The organism is Kitasatospora sp. NPDC002965, from assembly GCF_040611255.1.
In the GTDB taxonomy this organism is placed as follows: Bacteria; Actinomycetota; Actinomycetes; order Streptomycetales; family Streptomycetaceae; genus Kitasatospora.
In genome coordinates this window covers 38,047-48,428 of record NZ_JBEXNT010000070.1, presented here as the reverse complement: position 1 = coordinate 48,428, position 10,382 = coordinate 38,047, and the positions used below count along the sequence as shown (strand labels likewise).

9 protein-coding genes are annotated in these 10,382 nt (G+C 72.9%); 5 read left to right on the top strand and 4 right to left on the bottom strand.

Translation table 11 applies throughout. The features are described 5' to 3' along the window. Positions 1 to 75 precede the first annotated feature (75 nt). Together ABZY91_RS25075 and ABZY91_RS25070 are read right to left on the bottom strand one after the other, a co-directional pair. Entirely contained in the window at positions 76 to 1,029 is a 954-nt protein-coding gene (locus tag ABZY91_RS25075; RefSeq protein WP_355405329.1) for a hypothetical protein, read from the bottom strand. 121 nt (positions 1,030 to 1,150) lie between these two features. Then, entirely contained in the window at positions 1,151 to 1,726 is a 576-nt protein-coding gene (locus tag ABZY91_RS25070; RefSeq protein WP_355405328.1) for a helix-turn-helix domain-containing protein, read from the bottom strand. Between the two features lie 70 nt (positions 1,727 to 1,796). On the opposite strand from ABZY91_RS25070, the gene ABZY91_RS25065 reads away from it, so the two are divergent. Beyond that, entirely contained in the window at positions 1,797 to 2,690 is an 894-nt protein-coding gene (locus tag ABZY91_RS25065) for an NADP-dependent oxidoreductase (protein WP_355405327.1), read from the top strand. A gap of 155 nt (positions 2,691 to 2,845) precedes the next feature. On the opposite strand, the gene ABZY91_RS25060 is transcribed toward ABZY91_RS25065, so the two are convergent. Together ABZY91_RS25060 and ABZY91_RS25055 are read right to left on the bottom strand one after the other, a co-directional pair. Further along, a complete protein-coding gene (locus ABZY91_RS25060) occupies positions 2,846 to 3,334 on the bottom strand; it encodes a hypothetical protein (protein ID WP_355405326.1) in 489 nt (162 codons plus the stop codon). Between the two features lie 312 nt (positions 3,335 to 3,646). Beyond that, positions 3,647 to 4,915, bottom strand: coding sequence for an FAD-dependent monooxygenase (locus ABZY91_RS25055; RefSeq protein WP_355405325.1), 1,269 nt, complete (start codon positions 4,913 to 4,915; stop codon positions 3,647 to 3,649). A gap of 207 nt (positions 4,916 to 5,122) precedes the next feature. Here ABZY91_RS25055 and ABZY91_RS25050 point away from each other — a divergent pair, with 207 nt between their 5' ends. The 4 genes from ABZY91_RS25050 to ABZY91_RS25035 all read left to right on the top strand — a co-directional run bounded on the left by ABZY91_RS25050 (position 5,123) and on the right by ABZY91_RS25035 (position 10,296). Next, positions 5,123 to 6,049 carry a LysR family transcriptional regulator gene (locus tag ABZY91_RS25050; RefSeq protein ID WP_355405324.1) on the top strand — a complete coding sequence of 309 codons (927 nt, stop codon included), beginning with the start codon at positions 5,123 to 5,125 and terminating at the stop codon, positions 6,047 to 6,049. 533 nt (positions 6,050 to 6,582) lie between these two features. After that, positions 6,583 to 8,877 (top strand): catalase, encoded by a 2,295-nt coding sequence (locus ABZY91_RS25045; protein WP_355405323.1) that lies wholly within the window; start codon positions 6,583 to 6,585, stop codon positions 8,875 to 8,877. A gap of 91 nt (positions 8,878 to 8,968) precedes the next feature. Beyond that, on the top strand, positions 8,969 to 9,865 hold the full coding sequence (locus ABZY91_RS25040; protein ID WP_355405322.1) for an SDR family oxidoreductase: 897 nt from the start codon (positions 8,969 to 8,971) through the stop codon (positions 9,863 to 9,865). Positions 9,866 to 9,957: 92 nt separating this feature from the next. Then, on the top strand, positions 9,958 to 10,296 hold the full coding sequence (locus ABZY91_RS25035; RefSeq protein ID WP_355405321.1) for a hypothetical protein: 339 nt from the start codon (positions 9,958 to 9,960) through the stop codon (positions 10,294 to 10,296). Positions 10,297 to 10,382: the final 86 nt, after the last annotated feature.

Here is a 10,382-nt window from a genome sequence, read left to right as displayed (position 1 = left end):
GCAGCCCGGGGCCCCGCCCGCCGCCCGTCGCCCCGTCCGGCCGGGCCCCGAGCCGGCTCGGCGGGCTCCGGCGGTCTAGCGGGAGGGCCCGAGGTACGGGGTCATCCGGATCTCCCGGTGGATGTCCCCCATGGTGCGGAGAGTCCCGTTGATCGGGCCGATCTCGAAGTTCTCCGGGAGCCGGGTCGCGGCCTCGGCGGCCCGGTGGTTCCTCCACCACTCCGCGTGCCGGGCGGCCCAGTTGGTCCAACGCGCCCAGGAGCGACGGACCTCCATCGACCCCTCGTCGTAGACCGAGGTCCTCGTCTCGTAGGTCGTCCGCCCCATCGCGCGGGCGACGTCGTCACGGAAGCTGGTCCAGCGCACGCCCAGTTCGTAGGCGGCGGCCAGGGTGCGCATGGCCTCCGCGATCTGGGGGAGGTGATCGTGGTGGGCACCGACGGTCATCCTCCAGAGGTACCAGCTGGCACTGCCGAAGTCCGCGGTGTTGAAGTTCCTCTGGAGCCCGACGCCCGACGCGTTGATCCGCTGCTCCCAGTCGCCCCAGCTGCCGTTCATCTGGAGCGGGAGGGCGCGGCCGTTCTGCGACAGGGCCAGCTGGTGGATCTCCGAGATGACGCTGGGGGCGGCGTCCCGGAAGTAGAAGTAGGCGTTGTGGGCGGTCACGAACCCTGCGATGTAGAGCGACTGCGGGTTGATCAGGAGCGTGCCCCGCAGCTGGCTCAGTTCGCCCTCGATTTCGAGGACGATGAGCCCGCCCGCATGGTCCTGGATCTCGCGGATGTCGCCGTCGAACGGGTGACCCGCGGCTTGACGGATGGCGGTGACGACGTTCGTGTACTCGGTTTCGCCCGAGATGTCCGACGCGGCGTCTTGGATGATCTTGGTGTGCAGGTACCTCCACTGGCCGGGCCGGACATCCGCAGCTGCGGGTTGTGCCCAGATCCCAGTGGCGGCGACGGCGAGAGCGGTGACCAGGAACACCTTCAGGCGGTGCGCGATCCTGCTCCGGCGGGTTCTTGCCAGCACGGCTTTCCGACCTCCAGCGGCTTCGGTGAGGTGAGAACGTGGCATGCGCCGCGTTCCACCCGACTGACCGCACAGGGCCGCGCGGTGTGACACGCGGCCCTGGGCCGCGCCGGCACCCGGCTCAGGGCGCGGTGGCCTCCCAGGCCGCCTCGATCATCCGGAAGACCTCGTCCACCGTGGCCCCGGGATCGTCCGCCCGGCAGCCCAGCGCGTAGGCGTCGATGGCGAACCGCGCGGTGGCCCGGCAGGCCGTCGCGCTCCGGGACAGGTGGGGATCGGCGGCCAGCGCCGCCGCCAGCGCCTGCGCGTGACGCAGGCTCATCGACTCCTCGTACTCCTGAAGGGCGGGTGATCCCTCGATCATGCGCCGGACGGGGGCACTGCCCTCCGCCGTGCAGTGCCGCACCTGGGCCTGGACCTCGCGGTGCAGCGCCGGGATGAGCGGCTCGTGCGGAGGGCGGTCGGTCACCGCCCGCGTGAGGCGCTGCTCGAAGTCCTGGTCGCGCTCGAACACCAGCGCCTCCTTCGAGGCGAAGTGGGCGAAGACGGTGGTGACGGCCACGTCGGCCTCGGCCGCCACGTCGCGGATGCCCACGGCGTCGTACCCGCGCTCCAGGAAGAGGTGCAGCGCGGTGTCAGCGATCTTCTGACGGGTCGCGGCCTTCTTGCGTTCGCGGCGTCCGGGCGGCTCGATCATGTCCTGACACTACCAGGTAGGAATCCCTCACCGTTGTGAAAAGCTAACGGTTAGGGCTATCTTCGGTCGCATGAGGAAAATCAGCTTCGCCGAGTTCGGCGGTCCCGAGGTCCTGCACCTGGTGGAGGCCGAGGAGCCCCGCGCGAGCCCCGGTCGGATACGCATCGCCGTGCGGGCGGCGGGTGTCAACCCCGTCGACTGGAGGATCCGGGAGGGTCAGGTCCTGGGAGCCCATCCGATCGAGCTGCCCGCCGGGGTCGGCCTGGACGCCGCCGGGGTGGTGGACGAGGTCGGCGAGGGTGTCGAAGGGATCGGGATCGGCGACCGCGTGTTCGGCGAGGGCGCCGACACGTACGCCGAATTCGCCGTGCTGTCGGCCTGGGCCCGGATGCCCGAGGGGCTGACCTTCGAGGAGGCGGCCGGCTACCCGTCGGTGGTGGAGACCGCGCTGCGCGTCATCCGCGAGGTCGGCGTGCGGCCCGGGCAGACGCTGCTGGTCAGCGGCGCGTCCGGCGGCGTCGGGTCGGCGGTGCTGCAGATCGCCCGCGCGCGCGGCATCGCGGTGATCGGCACGGCCGGGGCTGCGAACCAGGACTACCTGCGCGGCCTGGGCGCCCTCGCCACGACCTACCACGACGGCTGGGTCGAACGGGTGCGGCACCTGGGCCGGGTCGACGCGGCCCTCGACCTGGCCGGCTCGGGCGTGATCCGCGAACTCGTCGAGCTGACCGGGGACCCGCGCAAGGTCGTCTCCATCGCCGACCTCGGTGCGCCGCAGCTGGGCGTCCGGTTCTCCGGCGTGGCCGGGAGCGTGCCGGACGCGCTCGCCGAGGCCGTCGACCTCATCTCCCGGGGCAGGCTCCACATCCCGGTCGAGAAGTCGTACCCGCTCACCGAGGCGGCGGCGGCGCACACCGACAGCCGCGCCGGCCACACCCGCGGGCGCCGGGTCCTGGTCGTCTGAGCCGCCGCCCGCCCGCCGCCGGCCCGCCGCCGGCCCGCCGCCGGCGTCCCGCGTCGGCTGCCGGCCGGGGGAGTTCGAGGCCCGCGGGGCGAACCGGCGGCAGGGCGGCCCGTCGTACGGGTGGCGCGAGGCCCGCGCCACCCGTACGAGCAGGCTCAGCCGAGCAGTTGGTACTTCGTGGACGGGACGCCGGGGTTGTAGCTGCAGTCCGTGGTGGTCGTCTTCAAGCTGTACGTGAAGCCGGCCGGGACGACGCAGGCCCACAGGCCGTTCACCGGGACCCGGATGCGGAAGGTCGTCGAGGGCACGCTCGGCTGCTGGCTGCAGCCGTAGGTGTAGGTGATCAAGTCGTAGGTGAAGCCCGGCGCCTGACGGCACGAGGTCAGCCCGTCGACCGGGGTGCGCAGGTGGAACCGGGGTGCGGTCCAACTGCCCGAGCTGCACTGGGTGTCCTGGACGACCTGGTCGAAGACGTAACCGGTGGGCACGGTGCAGGCCCAGACGCCGTCCAGGCCGGTGACGGCCGTGGTGGAGGTGGTCGCGGCGGTCGCGCCCGCTGCTCCGGAGAGCAGCAGCGTCAGGGCGGCGAGGGCGGCGAGCAGCAGGCGGACCGGGCGGGTGCGTGAGGTGCGTGCGGCGGACATGAGTCTCCCGAGGCGTGGTCGGTGGCATGGGGTCGCACGGTGCTTCGGGGCGCGGGTTCACGCCCGCTGCCGGTTCTAGCACGCGGATCCGGCCCGGCGCCCGGGTCGGCGGACCCGAACGGTAGACATGTCCATGACCGTCCACCGGGAGGTGCGGCGGGGCTCCGGACGGCCTCGGCCGAGCACCGTCGTCCGGGGCTGCCCCGCCTGGCGTAGGCCGATGCCGGACCGGGTTCGAGGTTCGGGCTGTGGGGCCCCGGCCCCGCCCGAGAGGGGTCCGCCCGGGACCGCCGGAACGAGGGTCCTGACCCGTCACTGCCCCTTGACGAGCCGCTCCTGACCGGCGACGGCAGGGACCGTCCAGGACGGGTGGGTGTTGACCTGGGTCACGGTGGCCCCGGCCAGCGTCTTGTAGCGGGTCGCGATCCTCTCGGCCTCCCCGACGGGCAGCGCCCCGCCGTGCTCCTCGGCCCGCGCGATGGTCTCCTCCGGTCCCAGGTCCCGGTTGGCCAGGACGATCGCGTTGACGGCCGGCCGGCGCATCCGGTCGTAGCGGCGGAGCGCGGCGGCGGGGTCGTCGTCACGGGCCAGGCACCAGGCCAGCACGCGGCCGTCGACGACGGACTGCGAGCCGCCGTTCATGCCCATGGGGAACATCGGGTGTGCGGCGTCACCGAGGAGGGTGACCCGCCCGAAGCTCCAGCGCGGCAGGGGGTCGCGGTCGGTCATCGGGTACTCGACGATCGCCGTGGAGCGTTCGGCGAGTTTCGTGAGGTCGATCCACGGCAGTTTCCACGACGACAGCCCGGCGCGGGCCTCCGCCTCGGTGACGCGACGGCCGGGGCCGCCCGGAGGCGGGGCGGACGGCCCGTGCCGGACCTCCAGGACCCAGTTCACCAGGGCATCGGCGCCCGCGGTCGCGGGGTCCTCGATCGGATAGGCGACGAACTTCGCACCGGGGGTGCCCCCGGCCACCACGATCGAACGGCCGTCGAGGATGTGCGGGTGCGGTGCGACCCCGCGCCACATGTGGACGCCGTTCCCGCTCGGGGCGCTCTCGTCCGGGTACAACCTGCCGCGGACCACGGAGTCGATGCCGTCCGCGCCGACCAGCACGTCGGCGTCGTCGACCACGGGCAGACCGCTCGACCGGTCCAGGAAGTGGGCTCGGACGCCGCCCGCATCCTGCTCGAACCGTTGGAACAGCAGGCCGGTGCGGACCGAGTCCGGCCCCAGCCGCTCCCGTACTGCCGCCAGCAGCAGCATCTGCAGTCGGCCGCGGTGCACCGAGTACTGCGGCCAGCGGTACCCGGCCGCGCGTCCCAGCGGCTCCTCCCAGAGTGTCTCGCCCGTCCGGCCCCGGTAGCTCAACCGGTGCGGGGGCAGTGCGACGGAGGCCAGCTCGCCGTCCAGGCCGAGTTCGGAGAGTTCCCGGACGGCGTGCGGCAACAGGTTGATCCCGACGCCGACCGCCTCGACCTTCCGTGCCGCTTCGTACACCCGCGGCGCGAAGCCGGCGGCGTGCAGGCTCAGGGCGCAGGTCAGTCCGGCGATGCCGCCGCCGACGACGGTCACTCTCATCTGCCTGTCCTCACCCTTCGCCGGGGCCCCGGTCCGGCCGACGCCCTGTCACCAGCTTCGGTGCCCCGGCCGCGCGCGTCCAATACCCGGCGGTGATGGCAGCCGTCACGATCGCTGATCGGACCGGGGTCGTCGTTCCGGGCTCGCGATCGGTCGGAGTCGGGCGCAATCCGGTCGCTGAGGTGCGCAGTTGATAGCTTGTCAGCCATGGAGCTCCGTACGCTTGAGTACTTCGTCGCGGTGGCGGAGGAGCGGTCGTTCACGAAGGCGGCGGCCCGCTGTCACGTCGTGCAGCCCGCGATCAGCCAGCAGATCCAGGCCCTGGAGAAGGAGCTGGGAGAGCCCCTGTTCGAACGGCTGCCCCGGCAGGTGGTCCTCACCTCCGGCGGCACCGCCCTGCTGCCGCACGCCCGGGCCTGTCTGGCGTCGGCCGCGTCGGCCGTCCTGGAGTTCGCCGACCGTTCCGGCCTGCTCGGCGGTTCCTTCGCGCTCGGGACCGTCGGCGGCCTGGAAGGGACCGCCGTCCCCCGGCTGCTGGGGGAGTACCACCGCCGGTATCCGCGGGTCGCGGTGAGTCTCGTCGGGGCGTCGAGCCCGTCGCTGCTGGCGAAGGTCCGCGACGGGGCGATCGACGCGGCCGTGGTCGCGGGACCGCCGGACGGCGAACCCTCCGCCGTCGCCGCGCGCGTGCTGCTGGAGGACCGGATCGTCGCGGTCCTCCCCGCCGGAAGCCGGCCCGCGAACCGTCCGATGACCCTCGACGAGGCGGTCCGGAGCCCGGTCATCAGCTACGGCCCCGACAGCGGAGTGCACGCGTTCATCCGGGAGGCCTTCGCCGCGGAGGAACTGCGGCTGGACATCGCCTACGCGACGAACGACGTCGCCCTCCAACTCGCCCTGGTGGCCGAGCGGATCGGGATCGCCCTGACGTCCCGCGCGAGTCCGGTCCTCGCCGCCGACCGTCGATTCGACGTCGTGCCGCTGGAGCCCGCCATCCGTCTGCGGAAGGTGTTCGTGTGGCGGGCGGGCACCCGGCCGTGTGCGCCCTTGCGGGCCTTCCTCGACCTGTGGACGGAACTGTCCGACCGACCGGAGCGTGACGGGGGTGTGTCAGGGGCCACCACCGACGGGTGACTCCCGGCGGGAGGGAGGGCTGTCGGACGGGACAGACCGACGCGGCTCAGTCGATGCACGACAGGCAGCGTTCCCGGCCGACCGCCGTCGCGGCTTCCAGCAGGTCCTGGAGGCACCCCCGGGGCCCTGACGGTTCCCGCAGGCGGTCGACGATCGGGTCCGTTCCACAAGCCGTCCCGATGCCGAAACCTCAGGATCGTGCCGCCGACCGTCTCGGCTGTGGACAGCCGTCGGGATGCGAGGTTCGACACCGTCCAGCAGGATCGAGCGCACCCGGGGCGGGCGGTACTTCGCGGTGGCCTTGAGTCCGTTTTCTCTGCGCACCCCGTCCCGCCGCGGGACTGCAGGGCAGGCATCTGCTTGGTACGTCGCCACCGGGGCAGACGCGATGGAGCGGGGGCACTGATGGTGCGGCCGCGCGGTCCCAGGACACGGCCCGCCCCCGGGAGCCCTCCACCCGAGCACGACTCCTCAGGAACCGCGCCGCCCCCGTGGCGGTTGCGTGCCACCCCTACCCGAAGGTGAGAACGCTCATGGAAACGCCGGGTCCCCTCAAGAGGGCGGCTGACGCCGTCATCGATGCCCTGACCGACGAGACGAGCCGTCCCGAGGCGAAGGTCCCGGGTGCACCGGGTACGGAGCCGCCGCCGGTGGCCGAGCCCACCGAGCCCCGGGCCCCGCTTCCCCCCTCACCCGACCAGCGGGCGCCCGCGCCGTTGTCCGCCACCGGACGGGACGGCGGGGCGGTCGACGACGTCCGGGCGCAGAACGGCGGCTTCCTCACCACGGCGAACGGCACACGGCTGCCGGACTCCGACCACTCGCTGAAGGCCGGTCCTCGCGGTCCGGTGCTGTTGCAGGACCACCACCTGCGCGAGAAGATCACGCACTTCGATCACGAGCGGATCCCGGAGCGGGTGGTCCACGCCCGTGGCGCCGCCGCCCACGGCGTGTTCCGCGGATACGGTACTGCGGCCGGAGTCAGCAGGGCCGCGTTCCTGGCGGAGGGCGTGGAGACGCCGGTGTTCGTGCGGTTCTCCACCGTCCTCGGCTCGCGCGGCTCCGCCGACACCGTGCGTGACACCCGAGGATTCGCGACGAAGTTCTACACCGCCGAAGGCGTCTTCGACCTCGTCGGCAACAACATCCCGGTGTTCTTCATCCAGGACGCGATCAAGTTCCCCGACGTCATCCACGCCGGCAAGCCGCACCCGGACCGGGAGATCCCGCAGGCGCAGAGCGCCCACGACACCTTCTGGGACTTCGTGTCCCTGCACACCGAGGCCACCCACCACACGTTGTGGAACATGTCGGACCGCGGCATCCCCCGTTCCTACCGGACGATGGAGGGCTTCGGGATCCACACCTTCCGCCTCGTCGACGCCGGCGGCGCCACCACCCTCGTGAAGTTCCACTGGAAGCCGAGGCTCGGCGTGCACTCCCTGGTCTGGGAGGAGGCCCAGCTGATCGCCGGCACGGACCCTGACTTCCACCGCCGCGACCTCGCCGACGCCATCGAGGCCGGCGCGTTCCCGCAGTGGGAGCTGGGCATCCAGACCTTCCCCGACACTCCCGAGCAGACCTTCGAGGGCATTGACCTCCTCGACCCCACCAAGATCGTCCCCGAGGAACTCGCCCCCGTGCAGCCGATCGGGCTGATGACTCTCAACGCCAACCCGACGAACTTCTTCGCCGAGACCGAGCAGGTCGCCTTCCACCCCGGGCACCTCGTCCCCGGCATCGACGTCACCGACGACCCGCTGCTCGCCGGGCGCCTGTTCTCCTACCTCGACACCCAGATCACCCGCCTCGGCGGCCCGAACTTCGCGCAGATCCCGGTCAACCGCACCCACGCGCCCGTCAACGACATGCTGCGCGACGGCTTCCACCAGGACGCCGTCCACAGCGGCGTCGCCCCCTACAAGCCCAACTCCCTCGACGGCGGCTGCCCGTTCTTCGCCGGCGCCGGCGACCACGCCTTCATCGAGCACCCCACCCCGATCGCGGCCGCGTCCAAGGTTCGTGAGGCCCCGGCGTCGTTCGGCGACCACTTCAGCCAGGCCCGGCTGTTCTGGCTGAGCATGAGCGCGCCCGAGCGCGAGCACATCATCGCCGCGTACACCTTCGAACTGAACAAGTGCTACCACCAGGCCGTCAAGGAACGGGCCCTGCTGGCACTCGCCAACATCGACCCGTACCTGTGCGCACAGGTCGCGCACGGGCTGGGCCTGCCCGCGCCGCAGGCCTCGGAGCCGCTCGCGGATCCCGCGCCGAGTCCGGCCCTGTCCCAGCTGGGGCAGGAGTGGCCGACCGACGGCCGCGTCATCGGCATCGTCGCCGACCCCGCCGGTGACCTCGCACAGCTCGCCGCCGTACGGCGCGCGGTCCTCGACGCCGGCCTGGTGCCTCTGGTGATCGCCCCGACCGGAGGGGAGCTGACGGCCGAGGGCGTCGATCCCGTCCCTGTCCGGCGGACCTTCGCCACCGCCCGCTCGACCGAGTTCGACGCCGTCCTGCTCGCCGGAACCCCCGCCCCCGGCCTGGACGCCGACGGTGGCCGGGACGCCAGGGCGGGAGCGCCCGGCAACCCGGGTGCGCCGGTCGACCCGCGCGTCACCCTGCTGCTCGCCGAGGCGTGGCGGCACGCCAAGGCCATCGGCGGCTGGGGCACCGCCGAGCAGGCCCTGACAGCGGCCGGTATCCCCGCCGGTGCCCCCGGCATCGTCCTCGGCGGCGTGGGGGAGGAGGTCGTCGACAGGGTCGTGGGCCTCCTCGCCGCACACCGGGTCTGGGACCGCTTCCCCGGGCCGTCCGGGTCCGCCCGCTGACCGGACCCCTGGAGTTCGGACCCGGGCACACCGCCGCGCAGTGGACGGCGGCGCGGCGGGCACCGACAGCGACCGTCGAGGAAGTGGTGATGTGAGCAAGGACCAGTACACCCCGCGCAATCCGGTCGAGCAGTACCCGGGGCCGCCGTTCCCGGCCCAGTCGCAGCCGCACCCCGGCAGCGGTGCGGCCATGGAGCCCGAACCGGACTACGGCGAGGCCACCTACCGCGGCAGCGGGCGGCTGGCAGGCCGTCGGGCCCTGATCACCGGCGGCGACTCGGGCATCGGCCGCGCCGTGGCCCTGGCGTTCGCGCGGGAGGGCGCCGATGTGGCGTTCTGCCACCTACCCGGGGAACACGAGGACGCGCAGGAGACGGTGCGGCTCGTCACGGAGGCGGGCCGCAGGGCCCTGGCCGTGTCGGGGGACATCCGGGAGGAGGACTTCTGCACCGGGCTGGCGGACCGGGCCCATGCCCACTTCGGCGGCCTCGACATCCTGGTCAACAACGCCGCCTACCAGATGTCGAGGCCCGAAGGGCTCGCCGCGATCCCCAGCGACCAGTTCGACCGGGTGATGAAGACCAACCTGTACGGCATGTTCTGGCTGACCCGGGCCGCTCTGCCGCACCTGGGGGAGGGCGCGAGCATCGTCAACACCGCTTCCGTCCAGGCGTACAAGCCCAGCCCCCACCTGCTGGACTACGCCATGACCAAGGCGGCGATCGTCGCGTTCACCCAGGGCCTGGCGATGCAGCTCGCCCCCGAGGGCATCCGGGTCAACGCCGTCGCCCCCGGTCCGGTGTGGACGCCGCTCATCCCGGCCACCATGGACGAGGAGAAGGTCGCCCACTTCGGCGAGCAGTCCCCGCTCGGCCGCGCCGCCCAGCCCGCCGAGATGGCGCCCGCGTACGTCTTCCTCGCCTCCCAGCAGGCCTCCTACATCACCGCGGAGATCATCAACGCGACCGGCGGCACCCCGCTTCCCTGACACCCCGCGCCGGCCGGCGCACGACGGGGTCGGCCCGGCAAGGGTCACGCCACTGAACGAGACACGCACGCAACGAACCCGAGGAGCCTCCCGTGGCAGACGAGGACCCGCAGCGCGAGGACCGGAACGAGCGGGCGGCTGCCGCCGGAACCGGGCCGCCCGCCGACCGATCGTACGGCGACAACGCCTCCGACAACGCCTCCGACGGCGCCTACGACAACGCCTCCGACGACGGGGACCCGGCGGACGGGCCCGACCCGGATCGCCCCGACAGCGGCCCTGTGCGGCAGGGCTACGACGCCACCGCCGAGAGTGCGGCCGCCGCGGCCGACCCACGTAGCCCGTACGCCGCGCCACCGGCCGACGACGACGCCGAGCAGGGTACGGGTACCCGGCCCCGGCACGGCGACCGCTCGCACCGGCCCGGTTGATCGGCCCGCGGGGCGTTCGCCGGGTGCGCTGCCGGTCAGGCGAACGGAGAACCGTGGAACGACGACGACCGCGGCATGACGGTGGC

What these genes read in the sequence shown, in the direction of transcription:
- ABZY91_RS25050 (WP_355405324.1), top strand. Translation starts at nt 5,123, where the DNA reads ATGGAGCTCCGTACGCTTGAGTACTTCGTCGCGGTGGCGGAGGAGCGG.
- ABZY91_RS25065 (WP_355405327.1), top strand. Translation starts at nt 1,797, where the DNA reads ATGAGGAAAATCAGCTTCGCCGAGTTCGGCGGTCCCGAGGTCCTGCAC.
- ABZY91_RS25070 (WP_355405328.1), bottom strand. Translation starts at nt 1,726, where the DNA reads ATGATCGAGCCGCCCGGACGCCGCGAACGCAAGAAGGCCGCGACCCGT.
- ABZY91_RS25045 (WP_355405323.1), top strand. Translation starts at nt 6,583, where the DNA reads ATGGAAACGCCGGGTCCCCTCAAGAGGGCGGCTGACGCCGTCATCGAT.
- ABZY91_RS25060 (WP_355405326.1), bottom strand. Translation starts at nt 3,334, where the DNA reads ATGTCCGCCGCACGCACCTCACGCACCCGCCCGGTCCGCCTGCTGCTC.
- ABZY91_RS25055 (WP_355405325.1), bottom strand. Translation starts at nt 4,915, where the DNA reads ATGAGAGTGACCGTCGTCGGCGGCGGCATCGCCGGACTGACCTGCGCC.